Below are 21,821 nucleotides of genomic sequence, written 5' to 3'. Positions count from 1 at the left end.
CTCGCTTGACCATTTTGCTGCGAACCAGTAATGTTGCCAGTTCGCAATATCTGTGATTGTCTCAATATCGGCACGCCTATCCGGTGTGTCCATCATTCAGACGCGCAGCTTGAGCCCGGACCACAAGTTCGCGGGGAGAGCACCCGATCAAAATTTTTGCCGAAACTTTGAAAGGTCGACGATGAACATGCCAAGCGCGGAATTCTCCGAGGCGGAAGCTACACGCCACCAAAATACTTCTGAAGACATGATCGGCGCCGAGATCCTCGTGCGCTCGCTTCAGGAAGAGGGAGTCGAACATCTGTGGGGTTATCCCGGCGGTTCGGTTCTCTACATCTACGACGAACTCTACAAGCAGGACAAGATCCAGCACATTCTGGTGCGCCATGAGCAGGCAGCCGTGCATGCGGCCGACGCTTATTCGCGTTCCACCGACAAAGTCGGCGTGTGCCTCGTGACGTCTGGCCCCGGCGTGACCAATGCGGTCACCGGCATTGCCACGGCGTACATGGATTCGATCCCGCTCGTCATCATCACCGGACAGGTGCCCACGGCCGCCATCGGCCAGGACGCCTTCCAGGAGTGCGACACGGTCGGTATCACGCGCCCCTGCGTGAAGCACAACTTCCTGGTGAAGGATGTGCGCGATCTCGCCGCCACGATCAAGAAAGCCTTTTACATCGCGAAGACGGGCCGTCCCGGGCCGGTGCTGGTCGACATTCCGAAGGACGTCTCCAAGGCGCGTTGCCGCTTCGAGTATCCGAAGTCGGTGGCGTTGCGCTCGTACAACCCGGTGACGAAGGGCCATTCGGGCCAGATCCGCAAGGCCATGAGCCTGCTGCTCTCGGCCAAGCGTCCCTATATCTATACGGGCGGCGGCATCATCCTGGCCGATGCATCGAAGGAACTGAACCAGTTCTGCGATCTGCTCGGCTATCCGGTGACCAATACGCTCATGGGCCTGGGCGGGTATCGCGCGAGCGATCCCAAGTTCCTCGGCATGCTGGGCATGCATGGCACGTACGAAGCCAACATGGCCATGCAGCATTGCGACGTGCTCATCGCCATCGGCGCGCGTTTCGACGACCGTGTGATCGGCAACCCGGAGCATTTCTCCTCGACCGCTCGCAAGATCATCCACATCGACATCGACCCGTCGTCGATCTCGAAGCGTGTGAAGGTCGACATCCCGATCGTCGGCGACGTGAAGGAAGTGCTGCGCGAGATAATCGAAAATCTGCAAACGGCCGACCACGGTCCGGACGCGGCGGCGCTGGCCGATTGGTGGAAGCAGATCGAGCAGTGGCGTTCGCGCGATTGCCTCGCTTTCGATCGCCAGAGCGAAATCATCAAGCCGCAACACGTGGTCGAGACATACTGGAAACTTACGGACGGCGAAGCATTCGTGTGCTCGGACGTCGGTCAGCATCAGATGTGGGCCGCTCAGTACTACCGCTTCAACAAGCCTCGCCGCTGGATCAACTCGGGCGGGCTGGGAACGATGGGCTTCGGTCTGCCTGCGGCAATGGGCGTGAAGATGGCGCACCCGGATGCAGAAGTCGCCTGTATTACGGGAGAAGGCTCAATCCAGATGTGCATTCAGGAACTCTCGACTTGCCTGCAATATCGTACGCCGGTCAAGATTCTGTCGCTGAATAATCGCTATCTGGGCATGGTTCGCCAGTGGCAGCAGATCGAGTACAGCAAGCGCTACTCCAGTTCGTACATGGATGCGCTGCCGGACTTCGTGAAGCTTGCCGAGGCGTACGGTCACGTGGGGATGCGCATCGAGAAGTCGTCGGACGTCGAGCCGGCACTGCGCGAAGCGCTGGCCCTTAAGGATCGTACGGTATTCATGGATTTCCAAACGGATCCCACCGAAAACGTCTGGCCGATGGTTCAGGCGGGCAAGGGCATCAGCGAGATGCTGCTCGGTTCGGAAGATCTGTAAGACGACGAGGCGCGTTTGCGCTGTCGGTTGCCGTCGGCATTGCCGGGGCACGGGCGCGACGTCCCAAACCAGGACAATCCGGGATACACCATGAGGCACATTATTTCTGTTTTGCTCGAAAACGAGCCGGGCGCGCTGTCGCGCGTGGTCGGGCTGTTTTCGGCGCGTGGCTACAATATCGAGACACTCACCGTTGCGCCAACCGAAGATCGGTCGCTCTCACGCATGACGGTGGTCACGACGGGCTCCGACGACGTCATCGAACAGATCACGAAGCACCTGAACCGGCTCATCGAGGTGGTCAAGGTGGTCGACCTGACCGAGGGGGCTCACATCGAGCGCGAACTGATGCTGATCAAGGTTCGTGCGGTGGGCAAGGAGCGAGAGGAGATGAAGCGGATGTCGGATATTTTCCGCGGCCGCATCATTGACGTTACGGAAAAGACCTATACGATTGAGCTCACCGGCAATTCGTCGAAACTCGACGCATTTATCGAAGGGCTTGACCAGACGGCGATTCTCGAGACGGTTCGTACCGGTGGCTCGGGCATCGGGCGCGGCGAGCGCATTCTGAAGGTCTGACCGGCAACGACAACGCGGTAAGCGGATTTCAATCCATTCTGATTGCAGTTTATTTTTGGTAATACGGGACACTCGAAATGAAAGTTTTCTACGACAAAGACGCCGACCTCTCCCTCATCAAGGGTAAGGAAGTCACGATCATCGGTTACGGCTCGCAAGGCCATGCGCACGCACTGAACCTCAAGGACAGCGGCGTGAACGTGACGGTCGGTCTGCGCAAGAATGGCGCTTCCTGGAACAAGGCGGTCAACGCCGGCCTGAACACCAAGGAAGTGGCGGAAGCCGTGAAGTCGGCCGACATCGTCATGATGCTGCTGCCGGACGAGCAAATCGCCGACGTGTACAAGAACGAAGTGCACGGCAACATCAAGGAAGGCGCAGCGCTCGCATTCGCGCACGGCTTCAACGTGCACTACGGCTGCGTGATCCCGCGCGCCGACCTCGACGTCATCATGATCGCCCCGAAGGCGCCGGGCCACACGGTGCGCTCGACGTACTCGCAAGGTGGCGGCGTGCCGCACCTGATCGCCGTTGCACAGGACAAGTCGGGTGCCGCTCGCGACATCGCGTTGTCGTACGCTGCCGCTAACGGCGGTGGCCGTGCCGGTATCATCGAGACCAACTTCCGTGAAGAAACGGAAACCGACCTGTTCGGCGAACAAGCCGTGCTGTGCGGCGGTACGGTCGAGCTGATCAAGGCCGGTTTCGAAACGCTGGTCGAAGCCGGTTACGCGCCGGAAATGGCCTACTTCGAGTGCCTGCACGAACTGAAGCTGATCGTCGATCTGATCTATGAAGGCGGTATCGCCAACATGAACTACTCGATCTCGAACAACGCCGAGTACGGCGAGTACGTCACGGGCCCGCGCGTCGTGACCGAAGAGACGAAGAAGGCCATGAAGCAGTGCCTGACCGACATCCAGACCGGCGAGTACGCCAAGTCGTTCATCCTGGAAAACAAGGCCGGTGCCCCGACCCTGATCTCGCGTCGTCGTATCACGGCCGAGCACCAGATCGAGCAAGTGGGCGGCAAGCTGCGCGCAATGATGCCGTGGATCGCCAAGAACAAGCTGGTCGACCAGTCGAAGAACTAAGCAGCAAGCATGACGTGCCGCTCGGCGCAGGCCTCCGGGAGTTTTCGGGGGGGGGCGCGCGCCGGTGGCAGACGGTAGCGGGCAGGAAGGGGCACGGTGACATCGAGCCCGACTGTGCGTGACCCGTTGCGCCGGGCCGTCCGTTTTGCCGTAGCCACCCGCTATGGCAAGGCGGACGGCCTTTTTCGTTTCGACTCAACGGGGTTTGCGCGTCGTTGTCACCGAATTTGGCCCGCCCCGCGAATGTGACGCGAACGTGTCGATTGGGGAAAAAGTGCCGCCATGTCGCGCGCATTGCTACAATGCCGCCACGTCACGGTTTGGCCCGAAGCAGGTCGACCCGCTCACTCAACCGTTTTACCAAGGACGCGAGTTCAATCGCATGAATTATCCTCACCCGATCATCGCCCGAGAGGGCTGGCCTTTTCTGGGTATCGCCGTCGCCGTCGCGCTCGTCGTGCATTTTATGGCTGGCGTGTTTTGGGCCGCGCCGTTCTGGGTGATCGCCCTGTTCGTATTGCAGTTCTTCCGCGACCCGCCGCGTGAAGTGCCGCAGCAGGCCGGCGCCGTGCTCTCTCCGGCAGACGGTCGCATCGTGGCTATCGAAACCACGCAGGATCCCTATGCGGGCCGTGAGGCACTGAAGATCAGCGTGTTCATGAACGTCTTCAACGTCCACTCGAACCGTGCGCCGGTTGACGGCACGGTGACCAAAGTGGAATATTTCCCAGGCCGCTTCTTCAATGCCGATCTGGACAAGGCGTCGCTTGAGAACGAGCGCAATGCGCTGGTGATCGATGTCGGCGGTCAGATCGTGACGAGCGTGCAGGTCGCCGGTCTGATTGCACGCCGCATTCTGTGCTACGTGAAGGCGGGCGACCGTTTGTCGCGCGGCCAGCGCTACGGCTTCATCCGCTTCGGTTCGCGTGTCGACGTGTACCTGCCGCTTGGCTCGCGTCCGCGTGTGGCCATCGGCGACAAGGTATCGGCTACGTCGACGATTCTCGCCGAGCTGTAAGCCGTATGTACCGCATCAGGGCCGCTGGCGGCGGCGCGACACGGGGTCGCACGTCGCCTGATCGTCGCGGTGGCGTCATGTCGTGACGATGCGGTCTGCAACTGCTTTCGCTTTTCGCGTTCCAATAGCGGTGATCCGTCGCGGGTTCGCCCGCAGTTTTGGGGTCAGTGAACCGACCCTAGCATCGTCAAGGAGTTACAGATGCCGGAAAACCATCGCGGCCGCTTGCGCAACAATGTCAGGCATCTCTCGCCGTTCGGCCGTCACAAAAATCCATCAGAGCCATCGATGAACGAAGACCACGATCAGGGTGTGGAGGACGACCTGCCGGTGCGCCCGCGCAATCGCGGCATCTATCTGCTGCCCAACGCATTCACGACCGCCGCGCTGTTCTGCGGCTTCTTCGCCATCGTTCAGGCGATGAACGATCGCTTCGAGCAAGCCGCCATTGCCATCTTTTTCGCAATGGTGCTCGATGGCATGGACGGGCGTGTTGCCCGCATGACCAACACGCAGAGCGCTTTCGGCGAGCAGTACGATTCGCTGTCCGACATGACCTCGTTCGGCGTGGCGCCGGCGCTGGTGATGTACGAGTGGATTCTTCACGAAATCGGCAAATGGGGATGGCTTGCGGCGTTCGTGTACGTGGCCGGCGCCGCGCTGCGCCTCGCCCGCTTCAACACGAACATCGGCGTAGTCGACAAGCGCTTCTTCCAGGGACTTGCCAGTCCGGCGGCGGCGGCGCTCATTGCGGGCTTCGTCTGGATCACCATCGACAACAAGTTGCCGGTCAACGTGTTCTGGATGCCCTGGGTCGCCTTCTGCCTGACGATTTACGCCGGGATGTCCATGGTCTCGAACGCGCCGTTTTACAGCGGCAAGGCGCTCGATGTCCGTCAGCGGGTGTCGTTCGGCGTGGTGCTGCTGTTCATGGTCGGCTTCATTCTGGTGTCGTCCGACCCGCCGCTCGTGCTTTTCGGCATGTTCTGCCTCTACAGCATTTCGGGCTATGTGCTGTGGGCCTTCCGCTTCCTGAAGGGCCGTCGGCAGCGTATCTTCGGTGAGGTCGACGAGTAAAGCCAGTCATGACAAGGGGCGTGTGAATACGCCCCTTGTCACATCTACCTGTCAGAGTTGTCAGGTATTACGCCATCGGAATGTTCTACGCTTGACGATGGTGGCATCGAAGTACCCCCTGTGGCCCGGATCGCGCGACAATCTTTGCGCCCGACCCGGCGCCGTTTCCGTAGGTCAATGTGACGAAGGAGAAATCATGGGCATTATGGACTTCGTGAAAGACGCGGGTGAAGCGTTGTTCGGCAAGGCGCATGCGGCCGAACCGCCGCCCCCGGGCACTGACGCAGACGCCGCCAATCGTGCGGCGGGTGAGGCGATTCAGAACTACATCGCTACGCAAGGCTTGAGTGCAACGGCGCTCAATGTCGAGTTCGACGGTGCGACACGGACCGCCACGGCGTATGGGGTGGCGCCGGATCAGGCCACCAAGGAGAAGATTCTACTGTGTTGCGGTAACGTCAAGGGCGTCGCGACGGTGAACGATCAGATGTCCGTCTCGACACCCTCCGCCGAAGCGACCTACTACACGGTCAAGTCGGGCGATACGCTCTCGGCGATCTCGAAGGCGCAGTACGGCGACGCCAACAAGTACAACGCCATCTTCGAAGCCAACAAACCGATGCTCTCCAGCCCGGACAAGATTTACCCGGGGCAGGTGTTGCGGATTCCGCCGCGCTGATCGTCAGGTCGGTGGGCGGGGCGTTGTTGCGCTTGCGTACGCCGCCTGCCGCGCCGGCGATTTCGTTCTGCATCGATGGCAGTGCAAGGCGCTTCGGTGATCTTCAGCCCGGCTCAACGCCGGGCTGTTTCGTTTTTGGATGGGGGAGGCGGGGGCGTCGCCGAGCTTCGCCCGGTTGCCGCAAAGGCCCGTCTGTACGGGCCTTTGCGCCGGTGTGCGCGTTGCGAAAACCCCCGATTGCGACTATATTGGCGCTCATGATTTCAGGCGCCATCCCGGCTCCGGGCCTTCCTCACGCAACGCCAACGCCATGCCGTTTCTCCGCCTTCGGGCCGGCCATGCCTGCGCGCGTCGCGCGCTGATTCCCTCCCGGTAGTTGCCGCCCCGGACGGCCGCGCGCGATTTGGCTCGCGCTGGCGCCGCCGCCAGACATCAAGACCCAACCCTACGAGATCCCCACAGGAGCAAATCATGGCCGACAAGCTGATCATTTTCGATACGACCCTGCGCGATGGTGAGCAGTCGCCGGGCGCGTCGATGACACGCGACGAGAAGATTCGCATTGCCCGTCAACTGGAGCGCTTGCGCGTGGACGTGATCGAGGCCGGCTTCGCGGCCAGCTCGAACGGCGACTTCGAGGCGATTCAGGCTATCGCGGGCATCGTCAAGGACAGCACCGTGTGCTCGCTGGCCCGCGCCAACGACCGTGATATCGCCCGTGCCGCCGAGGCGCTCAAGGCAGCGAATTCCTCGCGGATCCACACCTTCATCGCCACGTCGCCGCTGCACATGGAGAAGAAGCTGCGCATGACGCCGGATCAGGTGTTCGAGCAAGCCAAGCTCGCAGTGCGCTACGCGCGTCAGTTCACGGACAACATCGAGTTTTCGCCGGAAGACGGCAGCCGCTCGGACCTGGATTTCCTGTGCCGCGTGCTCGAAGCCGTGATCGATGAAGGCGCGACGACCATCAACGTGGCGGACACGGTCGGCTACGGCGTGCCGGAACTCTACGGCCAACTGGTGCGTACGCTGCGCGAGCGCGTACCTAACTCGGACAAGGCCGTCTGGTCGGTGCACTGCCACAACGATCTCGGCATGGCCGTGGCGAACTCGCTCGCGGGTGTGCAACTGGGCGGTGCGCGTCAGATCGAGTGCACGATCAACGGTCTTGGCGAGCGTGCAGGCAACACGTCGCTCGAAGAAGTCGTGATGGCGCTCAAAACCCGCAAAGACTACTTCGGTCTGGATCTGGGCATCGATACGACGCAGATCGTGCCTGCCTCGAAGCTTGTCTCGCAAATCACCGGTTTCACCGTCCAGCCGAACAAGGCCGTCGTGGGTGCGAACGCTTTTGCGCATGCGTCCGGCATTCACCAGGACGGGGTGCTCAAAGCGCGCGACACCTATGAAATCATGCGCGCGGAAGATGTGGGCTGGACCGCGAACAAGATCGTGCTGGGCAAGCTCTCGGGCCGTAACGCGTTCAAGCAGCGGTTGCAGGAACTGGGCATCGAGATGGCGTCGGAGCAGGACGTGAATGCTGCGTTCGCCCGCTTCAAGGAACTCGCGGATCAGAAGGCCGAGATCTTTGACGAAGACATTCTCGCGATCGTCTCGAACGAAGCGCAGGCGGAAGGCGGCGAGCACTTCTACCTCGTGTCGATGGCGCAGCACTCCGAGACCGGCGAGCGCCCGAGCGCGCGTGTCGTGTTCACGGCGCAGGGTAAGGAGCTGGTCGGCGAGTCGGACGGCAACGGTCCGGTCGACGCCGTGCTCAATGCCATCGAGTCACAGGTGCAAAGCGGTGCGGAGCAGTTGTTGTACTCGGTCAACGCCATCACGACCGGTACGCAATCGCAGGGAGAAGTGACGGTGCGTCTGTCGAAGGCCGGTCGCATCGTGAACGGCGTGGGCACCGATCCGGACATCGTCGCGGCATCGGCGAAGGCGTATCTGTCGGCGCTCAACAAGCTTTACTCGAAGGCCGAGAAGCTGAACCCGCAGCTCACGCCGTAAGGCGCAGGGGGCGATAGATTTCGGCGCATATCGACAGATATCGACGGATATCGACGAATTCGGCAGACTGCTGCGCCGATCGTCGGATCGACGCGTCACCCTGGGATCGTTGTCTGCGACGACGTCGCGCCCCGGCACTGGCAGACAAAGCGCCCGCTCCCTGATCGCAGGGGCGGGCGCTTTTCATTATTGCGCTGCGGGATGACGCGGGCCGTGAAGGCTTTGCTCGTGACCCTTCACGAGCGTATGCGCCGCGACGAACAGCGCGATGCCCAGCAGCGAGAGATCCTTGATCAGAAAACCGAATGCACTTCCACCGAAATTGGGCGTCGTCACGATGAAGGATAAGGTGACGACAAGCGTTAGTGCCACGCCGAGGCTGCCTGCGACACGCACCCGCCAATTGCGGGGATAGGCCATTGCCAGCGCTGCCGCCAACTCGAAAACCCCGATGAGGTTGGAAACGCCCTGCGTGCTGACAATCCGATATAGCCAACTTAGCAACGGATGGCTGCTGACCAGCGGGAAGATGGCGGCAGCCTCGTATGCCGTGAATTTGTAGGCGCCGTATCCGATGAAGATGACCACGACGCTGTAAAGTGCAAACTGATATGCCAGGCGCTCAAGGCGCAGGCAGGTCGGGCATGACGCCTGAAACGGTTGCATGGGTGGCGGTCCTCCGGGCAGAGGCGTTGGGGGCCGGTCGCCGGGACTGGCATCCCGGCGACACGGGGCGGGGCTTATGGCGCATGGAGCACACATCGCGTGAGCGCGTCACCCGCGACCGAGCTGGTGTGCGCGGCTCGCGGGTTGGCGATCGTCGGCGACGGTGTGGGCGCGCGGTGGCTTATTGGCCGCGGAACGTGGCGTCGAAGCGCGATTTATCGCGATAGGCCGGCGGCATCGACGCGGCGGGCATGGACGACATGGCGTCCCCCGTGGCAACGCCCGTAGCGGGCTGCGAGCGTTCCATCGACGACTTCGCCAGCTTGGCCTGCGCCTTTTGCAGGTTCGCCGGATAGCGCGTGCTGTCGCCGGCCGCGGTGTAACCTGCGTCTTGCAGCGCCTTGAGTTCGGCGCGAACTTCCGCGCGCGTCTTTCCGGTCTGCGGGGCCGCCATGGCAACGCTCGAGGCGGCGAGGAGGATGGCGGTCGTGGTGGCGAGAATGGACGTCTTCATGGTTGGCATCTCCAAAGGTGCATGAGAACAGAATGGATCCGATCGGGGGGGGGGCGTTCGCTTCCGTTTGCTTCCGTTCGCTACCGATCGCTACCGATCGATACCGATCGCTACCGATCGCTACCGATCGCTACCGATCGCACCGTTTAGTCGTTTGGAGATGCCGGATATGACAGGGCTGCGAAAATTTTTTTAGTCGTGCGCCGGTGAGGTGTCGATGTCGGTTTGCCCGGATGCGACGCGCGACGCAAAACGTAGCGCCGAGAGTTGCGACGCATAGGTCCGACATCCGCAGCAACACATCATATGGACGCGAACGCGCACGCTTTCGCGTCGCGTCAGCAGTCGATCGAGTCTGTCGGAGGCCAGTCGCGTCATCGTTGTGCATTTACCCAAAAGCATCGTCGGTCTCCAGGCCCTTGGCAGACAGGCAGGTGCGCAAGCGGGTGCGAGCCCGGTAAAGCAGCACGCTGCAATGGTTGGCTTCCAGGCCGAGTTCTTCGCAGATTTCGGCAATGTCCATTTCGAGCAGTTCGCGCATGGCGAACACGCGTCCGATGGACGCGGGCAATGCGTTCAGGCATCCGTCGAACAATTGCCAGAACTGTTGCCGGGCGAGAAGCGTATCCGGGCGAGGCCACGGACGAGGCCGTGCATGGTTCGTCCAGTGTCCGCCGTCGTCGAAGAGTTCGCGGTCGAACACGGAGTCGTCCTCGGTGTCGCCCTCGAGCGCCGAGGCGTTGATCGTGCGACGTCGCGCCCGCATGATGTCGATAAGCTTGTTTCGCAGAATCGCGAATACCCATGTCTTGTGCTGAGCGCGCCCCGAGAACTCGTTCGACGGCTGGCAGGCAGCCGTCAGGGCATCCTGAACGGCGTCTTCGGCCAGATGGTCGTCGCGCAATTGCAGCCTGGCGAAACGCAAAAGATCGCGACGCAAATGGGCGAGGTAGGTGGGGTCCAGCGGCGAATTCGCAGGAATAGGGCGCTCTCCTATTGTCAGAACAAATTGTTATCCCGTTTCTCGTGCAGCGGATCGGGGCTGATTTGCGTGGTTTTGACGATGCCTTCCGGGTCGAAGTAGAAGTTCATCATCGAAAACCACACGTCGTCCTGCTTGAAGCGATACGTCCAGACTTCGCGGTTCATCCGCGGAAAAGCCGATGTCTCGACGGGTTCGCCAAAGTGATGCAACACGTCCGTTTTCGTCCACTTGTCGATCTCGACCTTGTTGAACTCCTGTGTGGACAGGACTTGGGTCGTGCCCAGCAAGCGGCCTTGCGCATCGAAGTCGGCGGCAATCGTTTCCTCGCCGAACGGCTTGGTCGGATACAGCCAGCGCGTGACCCCCGGTGCCAACGGGTAGACCTCCCTGGGCTTGCCGAGCTGCGCCTGAACGTCGGCTTGCGACGCCATGGGCGGCAGTGTCTGCCAGGCAGGCGTGTAACACGCGCTCAGCGAAAGCGTCAGCGCGCCCGCAATCAGCCAGCGTGCCGGAGCGCCCGCGTAAGTCCGCCGTTTCCCATCCGGTTGGTCTAGCGTCGACGCTTGAAAAGTAGCAAAACGGGTGTGAGTACGATACGTCATGGTGGCCCTCATGTTCGTGGGGAATAACCCAAAAGCAGTGCGACGATTGTGTGGCGATCGGGTGCCGGTGGCATCGGACTAGGATACCGCCCTTGTTCCGCATCGTGGGGTAGCGCGGCTTGCCCGGGGCTGGCGTGGAAGTTATGATTCGCGCCGGGACAGTCCTAGAGGCCTCGATGAAATCTCAAGTCTTGCTTTCGCGTATCTGTGCCGTTGTTTGCACTTTCGGCCTGCTGGCCGCTGTCAGCGTCGCGAATGCCGCGCCACCGATTCGTCTCGCCCTTATCGAGGGAATGAGCGGGCCGTTCGGCAACGCCGGGGCGATGGTGGAGCGCAATCTTCGGTTCGCCATCGATCGTGTGAATGCGCGGGGTGGGGTGAAGTTGCGCGATGGCGCGCATCCGCTCGAACTGACGGTATTCGACAGCAAAGGCGCGGTCGAGGACAGCCTCGTTCAACTCAAGGCGGCCGGCGACCTCGGTATCCCGTTTGTGCTTCAGGGCAATAGTTCGGCGGTGGCGTCGGCGCTGATCGACGCCGTGAACAAACGCAATGCGCGTGAGCCGGGACAGCGCATGCTGTTCTTCAACTACTCGGCCGTCGATACCGCGCTCACCAACGAGCAGTGCAGCTTCTGGCATTTTGCGTTCGACGCGAATGCTGCCATGCGCATGCAGGCGCTCACCGAGGCGATCAAGCTGGACGACAGCATTCAGAAGGTCTATCTGCTCAATCAGGACTACAGCTTCGGGCGTCAGGTTGCAGGGCTGGCGCGTCAGATGATCGGGGCGAAGCGTCCCGATGTGCAGATCGTGGGCGAGCAGTTCAGCCCGGTGGGGCGTGTGAAAGACTTCACGCCGTATCTGGCGCGCATCCGGGCGTCCGGGGCCGATACGGTGGTCACGGGCAGTTGGGGCAACGATCTGACGTTGCTCGTCAAGGCGGCGCGCGAGCAAGGCATGGAGCTCAAGTTCTACACGTTCTACGGCAACGCGCTGGGGGCGCCGGCGGCGCTGGGCGATGCCGGCGTCGGGCGAGTCTACGCGGTGGCCGAGTGGCATCCGAATGTGGGCGGCGAGGCGTCGGATGCCTATTACAAGGCATTCCGGGCACGCTACCCCGAGGCGCGCGACGACTATCCGCTGTTGCGCATGAGCGTAATGATCGACATGATCGCCGCCGCGCTCGAACAGGCGGGCACGACCGATGTGACGACGGTGGCGCGCGCGCTCGAAAACCGTCGCGTTCGCGAGGCGCCGGCCGATGCGTGGATGCGTGCGAACGATCACCAGATGATCGAACCGCTGTACGTTTCGGTGATGCGCCGTGGGGGCGAGCCGGGCGTGAAGTTCGATAACGAAGGCTCGGGCTACGGTTTCCGGACGGTCATGGAACTGCCGGCGAACAAGGTCGCGCTGCCGAGCACGTGCCGGATGGCGCGTCAGCGGTAATGACGCGCGGCGGCGCTTTGCGGGCGTTTTTGGCGTCGATTAGTGGTGAATTTCGGGATAATGCGGAAGTTTTGACGGGATTGTTCCCCGGGTTTCCCGGATTTGGCGTCCCAAATCGGCTTTCGCGCCCCGCCTGTTGCGGCACAGCGTGGAAAAAAGTGGCGAGGTAATGCTACTTCCCGTATAATCGCGCACTTGCAGTTTTGTTTATGTACGGCAACGTACATGTTTTTGTAAGTTCACGGCACGGCCATTCTTCCGTGACCGCGTGTATCCAAAGGAAAGAAAATGTCGAACGCAGATATCAAGAAGTCGGAAGTCGTGGCGCAATTCGCCCGCGCCGCAAATGACACCGGCTCGCCCGAAGTTCAGGTTGCGCTGCTGACCACGCGCATCAACGAACTGACCCCGCACTTCAAGGCGCACATGAAGGATCACCACAGCCGCCGCGGTCTGCTGCGCATGGTGAGCCGTCGTCGTAAGCTGCTCGACTACCTCAAGGGCAAGGATGCAGATCGCTACCGCGCCCTGATCGAGAAGCTGGGCCTGCGTAAGTAAGCGATTACGATTACGACGAGATGCCTGTATCAGCGTGCTGATGCAGGCATTTTGTTTTTGGGCGGTACCCGATCGTTGGTCTGAGTGGATTTTCAGGTCGTCGATCCGGCGGCGATACCCGGTTCCCGTGCCAGTCGCGGTGAGCGGGCGACTCGCCGGAGCATTCATCGGATCCTCGATGAATTTCCAACGGAATTCGCCGCTAAATTACCCGTTTACGGGGCCTCGTCGGCAAGCAGGGCTTGTGTCATTCCAGGGTCGTCTCAGCGCAAGCGTTCGCACTGAGCACCGGACTACGCTGGAATGGCATAACACTCCCCCCTGTGAGGCGTCGGGATCACCCCGGCAGCGATATCGCGCCGCTGCTGCATTCGCGCGATTCGATATAGGAGTGCAAATGTTCAATAAAGTCGTCAAGTCTTTCCAATGGGGACAAAAAACGGTTCGCATGGAGACCGGTGAGATTGCTCGCCAGGCATCCGGCGCTGTGCTCGTCGACATGGACGATACCGTCGTGCTCGCCACGGTCGTAGGCGCGAAGAAGGCCAAGGCTGGCCAGGATTTCTTCCCGCTGACCGTCGACTATCTGGAAAAGACTTACGCCGCCGGCAAGATCCCGGGTGGCTTCTTCAAGCGCGAAGGCCGTCCGTCGGAAAACGAAACGCTCACGTCGCGCCTGATCGACCGTCCGATTCGCCCGCTGTTCCCGGAAGGCTTCTACAACGAAGTCCAGGTCGTGGTGCAGGTCGTCTCGCTGAACCCGGAAGTGCCGGCCGACATTCCGGCCCTGATCGGCGCATCGGCTGCGCTGGCGATCTCGGGTCTGCCGTTCAACGGCCCGGTCGGCGCTGCACGCGTCGCCTACGTCGACAGCCAGTACGTGCTCAACCCGTCGCGTGAGCAGATCGCCAAGTCGAAGCTCGACCTGGTCGTCGCCGGTACGGAACAAGCCGTGTTGATGGTGGAATCGGAAGCGCAAGAGCTGCCGGAAGACGTGATGCTGGGCGCCGTGGTGTTCGGTCACGAACAAATGCAAACGGCGATCAACGCGATTCACGACCTCGTGCGCGACGGCGGCAAGCCGGAGTGGGACTGGGCGCCCGCCGCCAAGAACGACGCCCTGATCGCGCAGGTGAGCGAGCTGGCCGAAGGCGCGCTGCGCGCGGCTTATCAGACGCGTGAAAAGCAAGCACGTACGCAACAACTGCGCACCGTAAGCACCGACGTCATCGCCAAGCTTGGCGAAGCCGCGGCCGCCAAGGGCGAAGCTGCACCGGACGAGATCGAAGTCGGCAACATCCTGTTCGATCTGGAAGCCAAGATCGTGCGTAGCCAGATTCTGGCTGGCGAGCCGCGTATCGACGGCCGCGACACGCGCACCGTGCGTCCGATCACGATCCGCACCGGCGTGCTGCCGCGTGCCCACGGCTCGGCGCTGTTCACGCGTGGTGAGACGCAGGCGCTCGTGGTGGCCACGCTGGGCACCAAGAGCGACGAGCAGATCATCGACGCGCTGCAAGGCGAGTACCGCGATCGCTTCATGCTGCATTACAACTTCCCGCCGTTCTCGACCGGGGAAACCGGCCGCGTGGGTTCGCCCAAGCGCCGTGAAATCGGTCACGGCCGTCTGGCCAAGCGCGCGCTGGTCGCTTGCCTGCCGAGCGCCGACGACTTCGGTTACACCGTGCGTGTCGTGTCGGAAATTACCGAATCGAACGGTTCGTCGTCGATGGCTTCGGTCTGCGGCGGCAGCCTCGCCATGATGGACGCCGGTGTGCCGATGACCTCGCCGGTCGCCGGTATCGCCATGGGTCTGATCCTCGAAGGCAACAAGTTTGCCGTGCTGACCGACATTCTCGGCGACGAAGATCACCTGGGCGACATGGACTTCAAGGTGGCCGGTACGTCGAACGGCGTGACCGCGCTCCAGATGGACATCAAGATCCAGGGCATCACGAAGGAAATCATGCAGGTCGCGCTGGCGCAAGCCAAGGAAGGCCGTCTGCACATCCTCGGCAAGATGACGGAAGCGCAATCGGGCGTTCGCACCGAGTTGTCGGAATTCGCGCCGCGCATGGTCACCATCAAGATCAATCCGGAAAAGATCCGCGACGTGATCGGCAAGGGCGGCTCGGTGATCCGCGCACTCACGGAAGAGACCGGCACGAGCATCGACATTTCGGACGACGGCGTGGTCACGATTGCCAGCCCGAGCGCCGAAGGCATTGCCGAAGCGAAGCGCCGTATCGAGCTGATCACCGTGGAAGTCGAAGTGGGCCAGGTCTACGACGGCACCGTGCTCAAGCTGCTCGAATTCGGCGCGATCGTCTCGGTGCTGCCGGGTAAGGACGGTCTGCTGCACATCTCGGAAATCGCCAACGAGCGTATCAAGGACATCAACGAGTACGTCAAGGAAGGTCAGGCCGTACGCGTGAAGGTGATCCAGCAAGACGACAAGGGCCGTCTGCGCCTGTCGCACAAGGCGCTGACCGAAGAAGAGAAGCAGGGTGGTCCGCTCCTCGTGAAGCGTGAAGGCGACGCCCAGTAAGCGGGGTATCGACCTGGCGCAGGGCGGCGTGCGGATGCGCTGCCCCGGCCGAAAGCAAAGCGGCGACTCCGGTGAGTCGCCGTTTTTTCATCTTTCGCACGGATTCGCAAAATAATGCGGAAAAAATGCGAGCAGGGTATTTACAGGAAATGGGTTTGTCATTAGAATCTCATTTCTCTGTTCGGGGGGTATAGCTCAGCTGGGAGAGCGCTTGCATGGCATGCAAGAGGTCAGCGGTTCGATCCCGCTTACCTCCACCACGGATTCAGAAGCTTGGTTTTCAGGCTGCGTCGAAAGAGCAAGATTCTTGCGAAAAAGATGCAAAAAACTTGAAAATAAAGCTTCACAAGCGAAGAAATGTTGTTTAGAATGGCGTTCTTCGCGAAATGCAGTAAGCAGTTAGCGAAACAGACAAAGTTTTGACGATTTTGTCCCCTTCGTCTAGAGGCCTAGGACATCACCCTTTCACGGTGAGTACAGGGGTTCGAATCCCCTAGGGGACGCCAGAATTGGTATCGGTAGCGAGTCGGTATCAGTTTGAAAATGCCAAGCAGTTAGTGGCGTAAAGCCCGCTGAAAGTTAGGCGGGTTTTTTTGTCGGTTTTGGAGCGGTAGTTCAGTTGGTTAGAATACCGGCCTGTCACGCCGGGGGTCGCGGGTTCGAGCCCCGTCCGCTCCGCCAAAACCTACGAAGTTCGGTGATATGCGCGTGAAAACGCAGCAATGCCGGACAATTAGCAGGAAAGCAAAGTGAGTGACATCACGATGCTGTCGCAAGTTTGGAGCGGTAGTTCAGTTGGTTAGAATACCGGCCTGTCACGCCGGGGGTCGCGGGTTCGAGCCCCGTCCGCTCCGCCAAACGAAGAAAGCCCAGGCTTAACCGCCTGGGCTTTTTTTATTTCAATCGCCTCATTTCTGAGCGTGGCGTCCGGGTGGGGAAGTCCTGCAACGGGGCTTTTCCGGGGTGCTCATCCAGGTTTTCATGCCGGTGATTCGGTCTCAACAACGCGTGCGGCATTTTCGCGCGATTTCCGAAAAATCCGTCAATCACGCGCATTGCGACTTGGGTGTGACAGGGCGCTTCGTTTTTGACGTGAAGACGCCCTGAAGGCTCACACATCAGCGCACGAGACAGGGGAGCTTCGGATCGAATTTCCAGTTGGGAACGAGATACTGCATCGCCACGCCGTCATCTCGCGCACCGAGCCCATGTTCAAGGTAAAGGGCATGGGCGGCCTCGACGGCTTGCATATCCAGAGTGACGCCGAGCCCGGGCGTTGTCGGCACCTTTACGTTCCCGTCCACGATGCGCAGCGGATGTTGCGTGAGGTACTGGCCGTCCTGCCAAATCCAGTGCGTGTCGATGGCGGTGATCTTGCCCGGCGCCGCTGCGGCCACATGCGTGAACATCGCGAGCGAGACGTCGAAGTGATTGTTCGAGTGCGACCCCCACGTCAGTCCCCATTCGTGACACATTTGCGCGACTCGCACCGAGCCCTGCATCGTCCAGAAATGCGGGTCCGCCAGCGGAATATCCACTGACTGAAGCTGGATGGCGTGCCCCATCTGACGCCAATCCGTCGCGATCATGTTCGTTGCGGTCGGCAAGCCCGTTGCGCGGCGGAATTCGGCCATGACTTCGCGCCCCGAATAACCGTTTTCTGCGCCGCATGGGTCTTCTGCGTATGCGAGAACGTCGTGTTTGTCGCGGCACAGGCGCACGGCTTCGGCCAGCGACCACGCGCCATTCGGGTCGAGTGTGACGCGGGCTTGCGGGAAGCGCCTGGCGAGCGCTGTCACGGCCTCGATCTCGGCATCGCCTTCGAGTACGCCACCTTTAAGTTTGAAGTCCTGGAACCCGTATCGCGCGTGTGCTGCTTCGGCCAGCCGGACGACGGCATCGGGCGTCATGGCGACTTCGGTACGAACGCGTTCCCAGTCGTCGCTGGCGCCCTCGTTGCCTGCGTAGGCGAGATCGGTCGCGTGGCGATCACCGATGAAGAACAGATAGCCGAGCATGGCGACTTCACTGCGTTGCTGTCCTTCGCCGAGCAGGGCGGCCACGGGGACTTCGAGATGTTGGCCGAGCAAATCGAGAAGGGCCGCTTCGAGTGCGGTGACCGCGTGAATCGTCGTACGCAAATCGAACGTTTGCAGGCCGCGTCCGCCAGCGTCGCGATCGGCGAAGACGCGGCGCGTCTGACCGAGAATTGCCTGAATATTGGCGACCGACTGTCCAACGACGTAAGGACGCGCGTCTTCCAATGTCTTGCGAATCGATTCTCCGCCGGGGACTTCGCCAACGCCGGTATGCCCGGCGCTGTCCTGAAGAATGACCAGGTTGCGTGTGAAGAACGGGCCGTGAGCGCCGCTTAGATTGAGCAGCATGCTGTCGCGGCCGGCAACGGGAACAACGCGCAATTCAGTGACGATGGGGGTTCGGCTCATGGCAGGGAACGGTGATCAGACCAAAGGGAATGAAGTGATGCGACATACGATTTGTTGTATGTCGTCAGACAACATTTTATGGAAAGTTCCGAAGGTTGCCTTTGCGGGTATACCCGTTTTCGCTCGGGAAGGCGGTAAGTGCTAGTTAAGCAGGAGCGGCGTGTGCCAGCGTCGATGGGATGAACTGGGTCTTGGTGTCATCGTACAACGGTTGGGGCAGTGAAATCCGCCGAGCGACGCACGCCTGCCGACGTCACCGCGTTTTCGTGCGCACTACCCACCGCAGGTAGATCAGCAGGCCAACCGCCGCGACGGCAACGCTCGCGCTATTGGCCGCCCAGAAACCCGTCGCGCCGTGCAACCATCCGGGCGAAATGCCGCCGACATCAAAGCCCAGCACATACCCGCCTCCGAGGCCGACGCCCCACAGCGACAACGCGTAGATGACCGTCGGCACGACAGCCACCTTCCAGGCGCGCAGGACGAAGACGGCGTTGACTTGCAGCGCATCGAAGATATGATAAACGGCGACGATGGCGAGCAGCGGTGTGGTGACGGCGGCGACCAGTGGGTCTGACGTGTAGGCCGCCAGCACCAGCGCGCGGCAGAGCCACATGAGTGCGGCCATCGCCAATCCCAGCGTGCCGGCAAGCTCGACACCACGTCGTCCCACCCGTTGCGCCGCCTTGAGATCACGCGAGCCGATGGCTTGAGCCGTAAGGGTGGCGGTTGCGATGCCGATCGACATTGGCAGCATGTACATCAGGGCGCCAAGGTTCGCGGCGATCTGGTGGCCGGCGAGCGTCACATCCCCCAGGCGGGCGATGAAGATCGCCATGAACGAATATGCCGTCACTTCGATGAGGTAGCTCAGCCCCATCGGCACACCGAGCTTCAGCAGCGCCCGAATGGCCGGCCACTTAGGCCAGCAGAACCTTGTGAAGACGCCGAACTCGCGCAGCTTCGGATGGCGCGCCATGAGGGTGAGTCCAAGCCCGCAAGACACCCAGTTAATGGCGGTGGTGGCGATGGCGCATCCCGTGCTGCCGAGCGCAGGAACGCCCATCCGCTCGACACCGTAGATCAGCGCGAGATTCAGCGGCACTTTGAGCGCCAGTCCGGTCAGTTGGATGGCCATGACGATGCGCGGCTGCGCGACGGCGGTCGACAGCGACGAATACACACGAAACAGCATGGCGGCCGGCAGGCCGTAAGCGAGAATGTGCAGGTAAGCGCTCGCGCGGGCTTCCAGCGCGGGCGTTGCCTGCGAAAGTTTCAGGATGAATTGCGGGTGCGACAGCACCAGAAATCCCGGTACCGCCAGGAACAGGGCAAGCCAGAAGGTCTGACGGACTTCCTCGCCGATGGCGGTGCGCTCCCCCGCCCCGTAAAGCTGCGCGGCGATGGGCGAGAGCGCGACGAGAATCCCCATCAGCCCGACGTAGACCGTGATGTAAATCGAGCCGCCGAGCGCGAGCGATGCGAGGTCGAACGCGGAGGCGCGGCCGACCATCGCCGTGTCCATCACCCCAAAGGCGATGACCGCCAACTGGCCGATCAGCACCGGCCACGCCAGTGCGGCAATGCGTTTGATGTCGTGCCACATGGTTGACGCGTTTGAGCGTGGCGGGGGCGGGCGGCCGATCAGCGCGGCCGCGCGGCGCGGCGCCACGGGCGCTCTTGCAGGACGTAGAGACGGAAGCGTTCGTCGCGGTCGGCCGCGCGGCGGCCTTCCCAGAGCTGACGCCATTCGTACGGTGCAAGCGAGAGCGGTTCGCTGTAGTCCTGAGAGTCCTGACGCAGCAACACATCGCAATCGTCGTCTGCCGAACCGAAACGCATGTTGCCGAAATAGGCGAACGACGCGAGCTGCGCGTCACCCACGCGGGCGGTACGGATGCAGGTGTAATCGGCAGGCAGATGCGCCGAGATCTGTGCCGCCACGTCGCGATACGTTCTGCCGTAGTTCACGACGGGCAGCCAGAGTGTCATGAGCAGGACCCACATCAGAGTCGTGCCGCCGGACGACAGCACCACGCTGCGCCACAACACTTTCGGGCTGCGAGACACGCGCCAGGCCACGAGCGCGACCCAGGCGCCCGTCACGAGCAGTGCGCTGATCAGCGTGATCCAGCTGAATTCCGGCGCAAAGCCGGGGACCAGGCGTCGCAGGTTGCGTGCCGTCGACGCCGGGAAGCCGGTGATGCCGGCGAGCCAGACGATCCAGACGAAGCCCGCCAGCACGGTAAACGACAACACGGCAAACCAGTCGATGGCGTTGACCGTGCCACGCTTGAGTGTCGGCAGACCGAAGGCGGCAATGATCGAGAGCGCAGGCAGCACCAGCATGAAGAGCTGGTTGCCCTGATGCGCTTGCAGCACGATCAGGACGAGCAGGGCAATCGCAAAGACCAGTGAGATCGCGATGTGCGGCGCGCGGCGCATGCCTCGCCACGAATACAGCGACCACGCGGCGAGCGGCCACGCGGGCCAGGCGAACAGCGCCAGATTCTTGACGATATAGCTCAGCGAGGCGAGGGTAGGGCCGCTGAAAGTGTCGACGCCGATATCGGCCCATTCGCCCAACCACCGACGTGCGCCGTCGGCGAACTTGAGCGCGGCTAACGGCCATGTGAAGGCGAGGAGCAGCGTGATCGGCGTGGAGACCAGCAACAGCATCCGCAGCGGCAGGGCGCGACATACCGCCGCGGCCACGATGCCCGCGATCCATAGCGAGAGCGTCATCAGCGGCGACGACGCGAGCGCCATGCCGCCAAGGGCGAGACCGAACCACACCGCACCCTGACGCGGCTTGTCCAGGCTGCGCACGAGACCGTAAATGGCCATCGAGATGAGCGTGAGTTGCCCGACCGTCGCCGTCGTTTCGTGCCCCCGTTCTGCCAGGCCGAAGCAGGCCAGCAGAATCAGCAACGCGCCGTCTGCGAGCGTGCGGCCGTAATCGCGCGGCTCGGGTTCGCCGCCGAAGGCGTATTTGAACGGTTGTACCTCCGGTCGGCGACCGAGCAGATAGGTGCCGTACCAGATGAACGTGCAGGTGATGTAGAAGCACAGGCCGGTGACGATGCGGGCGGCGTCGGGGGCGTCTAGCCACGAGAACGCGCGGATGGCGAGCGCACCGAGCCATGAGACGAGCGGGCCGTTATCGTAAATGGGCTTGCCCGCAATATTCGGCAGCAACCAGTCGGACAGATGACCGTGGGCCATCGTCCACATGATGCCGAAGCCGGCAGCGTCTTCGTTTTTCCAGGGATCGCGACCGAACAACCCCGCAAGCACATAGATGACGCAAATGGCGACCAGCAGCGAACGCGGTAGCGCGCTAGTGGCGGAGGCAGTGATGCGAACTCGTCTCATAGGCAATACGGCAGGACCGGCACGGCTGCCGGATCGGGAAAACGGAAGAGGTGAGCCGGAAGCGGCCCGGGGTGAAACCTGGGGCAATGCCCGGGACTGTCCTGAGAGGCGACCCGGAACGACCGGAAAAGCCGACAGTATGACAGTAACCGATGATGTGGCGCAGGGCAGAACCAAGAAAAAAGGGCAGCCTTGGCTGCCCCTTTCCAACACTTTCCGCAACGTTGGGGTGTTGCCCCTGATGTGACGACCTGCAAA

The 21,821-nt window shown here is 61.7% G+C and carries 17 protein-coding genes and 4 tRNA genes; 14 read left to right on the top strand and 7 right to left on the bottom strand.

Annotation, left to right across the window (positions count from 1 at the left end):
* Positions 1 to 181 precede the first annotated feature (181 nt).
* From PAN31108_RS02790 to PAN31108_RS02760, 7 genes are all read left to right on the top strand, one after another.
* On the top strand, positions 182 to 1,951 hold the full coding sequence (locus PAN31108_RS02790) for an acetolactate synthase 3 catalytic subunit (protein ID WP_150667344.1): 1,770 nt from the start codon (positions 182 to 184) through the stop codon (positions 1,949 to 1,951).
* Positions 1,952 to 2,041: 90 nt separating this feature from the next.
* On the top strand, positions 2,042 to 2,533 hold the full coding sequence (gene ilvN / locus PAN31108_RS02785) for an acetolactate synthase small subunit (protein ID WP_039397629.1): 492 nt from the start codon (positions 2,042 to 2,044) through the stop codon (positions 2,531 to 2,533).
* Between the two features lie 77 nt (positions 2,534 to 2,610).
* A complete protein-coding gene (gene ilvC / locus PAN31108_RS02780; protein ID WP_150667343.1) occupies positions 2,611 to 3,627 on the top strand; it encodes a ketol-acid reductoisomerase in 1,017 nt (338 codons plus the stop codon).
* 382 nt (positions 3,628 to 4,009) lie between these two features.
* Positions 4,010 to 4,645: a phosphatidylserine decarboxylase gene (locus PAN31108_RS02775; protein WP_069343128.1), complete on the top strand. Its 636-nt coding sequence runs from the start codon at positions 4,010 to 4,012 to the stop codon at positions 4,643 to 4,645.
* Positions 4,646 to 4,846: 201 nt separating this feature from the next.
* The gene (pssA, locus tag PAN31108_RS02770; RefSeq protein ID WP_150667342.1) at positions 4,847 to 5,722 is read left to right on the top strand and encodes a CDP-diacylglycerol--serine O-phosphatidyltransferase; all 876 of its coding nucleotides are present in this window, start codon (positions 4,847 to 4,849) and stop codon (positions 5,720 to 5,722) included.
* A gap of 196 nt (positions 5,723 to 5,918) precedes the next feature.
* Complete coding sequence (gene lysM, locus PAN31108_RS02765; protein ID WP_150667341.1) at positions 5,919 to 6,401, top strand: peptidoglycan-binding protein LysM; 483 nt, start codon at positions 5,919 to 5,921, stop codon at positions 6,399 to 6,401.
* A 471-nt stretch (positions 6,402 to 6,872) separates the two neighbouring features.
* Positions 6,873 to 8,417: a 2-isopropylmalate synthase gene (locus tag PAN31108_RS02760; protein WP_150667340.1), complete on the top strand. Its 1,545-nt coding sequence runs from the start codon at positions 6,873 to 6,875 to the stop codon at positions 8,415 to 8,417.
* 186 nt (positions 8,418 to 8,603) lie between these two features.
* Here PAN31108_RS02760 and PAN31108_RS02755 read toward each other — a convergent pair whose 3' ends face one another.
* The 4 genes from PAN31108_RS02755 to PAN31108_RS02735 all read right to left on the bottom strand — a co-directional run bounded on the left by PAN31108_RS02755 (position 8,604) and on the right by PAN31108_RS02735 (position 11,184).
* A complete protein-coding gene (locus PAN31108_RS02755) occupies positions 8,604 to 9,083 on the bottom strand; it encodes a DUF417 family protein (RefSeq protein WP_174994814.1) in 480 nt (159 codons plus the stop codon).
* Between the two features lie 181 nt (positions 9,084 to 9,264).
* Complete coding sequence (locus tag PAN31108_RS02750; protein ID WP_174994813.1) at positions 9,265 to 9,597, bottom strand: DUF4148 domain-containing protein; 333 nt, start codon at positions 9,595 to 9,597, stop codon at positions 9,265 to 9,267.
* Positions 9,598 to 9,985: 388 nt separating this feature from the next.
* Positions 9,986 to 10,579 carry a sigma-70 family RNA polymerase sigma factor gene (locus PAN31108_RS02740; protein ID WP_150667336.1) on the bottom strand — a complete coding sequence of 198 codons (594 nt, stop codon included), beginning with the start codon at positions 10,577 to 10,579 and terminating at the stop codon, positions 9,986 to 9,988.
* 17 nt (positions 10,580 to 10,596) lie between these two features.
* Complete coding sequence (locus tag PAN31108_RS02735; protein WP_246183731.1) at positions 10,597 to 11,184, bottom strand: hypothetical protein; 588 nt, start codon at positions 11,182 to 11,184, stop codon at positions 10,597 to 10,599.
* 176 nt (positions 11,185 to 11,360) lie between these two features.
* Here PAN31108_RS02735 and PAN31108_RS02730 point away from each other — a divergent pair, with 176 nt between their 5' ends.
* The 7 genes from PAN31108_RS02730 (at position 11,361) to PAN31108_RS02700 (ending at position 16,598) form a co-directional block, all read left to right on the top strand.
* The gene (locus PAN31108_RS02730) at positions 11,361 to 12,635 is read left to right on the top strand and encodes a branched-chain amino acid ABC transporter substrate-binding protein (RefSeq protein ID WP_150667335.1); all 1,275 of its coding nucleotides are present in this window, start codon (positions 11,361 to 11,363) and stop codon (positions 12,633 to 12,635) included.
* A 288-nt stretch (positions 12,636 to 12,923) separates the two neighbouring features.
* On the top strand, positions 12,924 to 13,193 hold the full coding sequence (gene rpsO, locus PAN31108_RS02725) for a 30S ribosomal protein S15 (protein ID WP_044456177.1): 270 nt from the start codon (positions 12,924 to 12,926) through the stop codon (positions 13,191 to 13,193).
* Between the two features lie 391 nt (positions 13,194 to 13,584).
* Complete coding sequence (gene pnp / locus PAN31108_RS02720; protein WP_150667334.1) at positions 13,585 to 15,741, top strand: polyribonucleotide nucleotidyltransferase; 2,157 nt, start codon at positions 13,585 to 13,587, stop codon at positions 15,739 to 15,741.
* A gap of 184 nt (positions 15,742 to 15,925) precedes the next feature.
* Positions 15,926 to 16,001 (top strand) — tRNA-Ala (locus tag PAN31108_RS02715).
* A 170-nt stretch (positions 16,002 to 16,171) separates the two neighbouring features.
* Positions 16,172 to 16,247, top strand: a tRNA-Glu gene (locus PAN31108_RS02710).
* Between the two features lie 98 nt (positions 16,248 to 16,345).
* Positions 16,346 to 16,422: transfer RNA gene (locus PAN31108_RS02705), tRNA-Asp, on the top strand.
* 99 nt (positions 16,423 to 16,521) lie between these two features.
* Positions 16,522 to 16,598 (top strand) — tRNA-Asp (locus PAN31108_RS02700).
* Between the two features lie 261 nt (positions 16,599 to 16,859).
* Here the strand turns inward: PAN31108_RS02700 and gudD are convergent.
* The 3 genes from gudD to PAN31108_RS02685 all read right to left on the bottom strand — a co-directional run bounded on the left by gudD (position 16,860) and on the right by PAN31108_RS02685 (position 21,563).
* Entirely contained in the window at positions 16,860 to 18,188 is a 1,329-nt protein-coding gene (gene gudD / locus PAN31108_RS02695; RefSeq protein ID WP_150667333.1) for a glucarate dehydratase, read from the bottom strand.
* 253 nt (positions 18,189 to 18,441) lie between these two features.
* The gene (locus PAN31108_RS02690) at positions 18,442 to 19,794 is read right to left on the bottom strand and encodes an MATE family efflux transporter (protein WP_150667332.1); all 1,353 of its coding nucleotides are present in this window, start codon (positions 19,792 to 19,794) and stop codon (positions 18,442 to 18,444) included.
* 38 nt (positions 19,795 to 19,832) lie between these two features.
* Positions 19,833 to 21,563 carry an ArnT family glycosyltransferase gene (locus tag PAN31108_RS02685; protein WP_150667331.1) on the bottom strand — a complete coding sequence of 577 codons (1,731 nt, stop codon included), beginning with the start codon at positions 21,561 to 21,563 and terminating at the stop codon, positions 19,833 to 19,835.
* Between the last annotated feature and the right edge of the window lie 258 nt (positions 21,564 to 21,821).

Origin of the sequence: Pandoraea anhela, from assembly GCF_902459655.1 — a bacterium.
Classification (GTDB): Bacteria; Pseudomonadota; Gammaproteobacteria; order Burkholderiales; family Burkholderiaceae; genus Pandoraea; species Pandoraea anhela.
The sequence above is the reverse complement of the archived record's forward strand: the minus strand, read 5'-3'. Positions and strand labels throughout refer to the sequence as shown.

Excerpts from the sequence above, each read along its gene's own strand:
- PAN31108_RS02790 (WP_150667344.1), top strand. The coding sequence starts at position 182 with ATGAACATGCCAAGCGCGGAATTCTCCGAGGCGGAAGCTACACGCCAC.
- ilvN (WP_039397629.1), top strand. The coding sequence starts at position 2,042 with ATGAGGCACATTATTTCTGTTTTGCTCGAAAACGAGCCGGGCGCGCTG.
- ilvC (WP_150667343.1), top strand. The coding sequence starts at position 2,611 with ATGAAAGTTTTCTACGACAAAGACGCCGACCTCTCCCTCATCAAGGGT.
- PAN31108_RS02775 (WP_069343128.1), top strand. The coding sequence starts at position 4,010 with ATGAATTATCCTCACCCGATCATCGCCCGAGAGGGCTGGCCTTTTCTG.
- pssA (WP_150667342.1), top strand. The coding sequence starts at position 4,847 with ATGCCGGAAAACCATCGCGGCCGCTTGCGCAACAATGTCAGGCATCTC.
- lysM (WP_150667341.1), top strand. The coding sequence starts at position 5,919 with ATGGGCATTATGGACTTCGTGAAAGACGCGGGTGAAGCGTTGTTCGGC.
- PAN31108_RS02760 (WP_150667340.1), top strand. The coding sequence starts at position 6,873 with ATGGCCGACAAGCTGATCATTTTCGATACGACCCTGCGCGATGGTGAG.
- PAN31108_RS02755 (WP_174994814.1), bottom strand. The coding sequence starts at position 9,083 with ATGCAACCGTTTCAGGCGTCATGCCCGACCTGCCTGCGCCTTGAGCGC.
- PAN31108_RS02750 (WP_174994813.1), bottom strand. The coding sequence starts at position 9,597 with ATGAAGACGTCCATTCTCGCCACCACGACCGCCATCCTCCTCGCCGCC.
- PAN31108_RS02735 (WP_246183731.1), bottom strand. The coding sequence starts at position 11,184 with ATGACGTATCGTACTCACACCCGTTTTGCTACTTTTCAAGCGTCGACG.
- PAN31108_RS02730 (WP_150667335.1), top strand. The coding sequence starts at position 11,361 with ATGAAATCTCAAGTCTTGCTTTCGCGTATCTGTGCCGTTGTTTGCACT.
- rpsO (WP_044456177.1), top strand. The coding sequence starts at position 12,924 with ATGTCGAACGCAGATATCAAGAAGTCGGAAGTCGTGGCGCAATTCGCC.
- gudD (WP_150667333.1), bottom strand. The coding sequence starts at position 18,188 with ATGAGCCGAACCCCCATCGTCACTGAATTGCGCGTTGTTCCCGTTGCC.
- PAN31108_RS02690 (WP_150667332.1), bottom strand. The coding sequence starts at position 19,794 with ATGTGGCACGACATCAAACGCATTGCCGCACTGGCGTGGCCGGTGCTG.
- PAN31108_RS02685 (WP_150667331.1), bottom strand. The coding sequence starts at position 21,563 with ATGAGACGAGTTCGCATCACTGCCTCCGCCACTAGCGCGCTACCGCGT.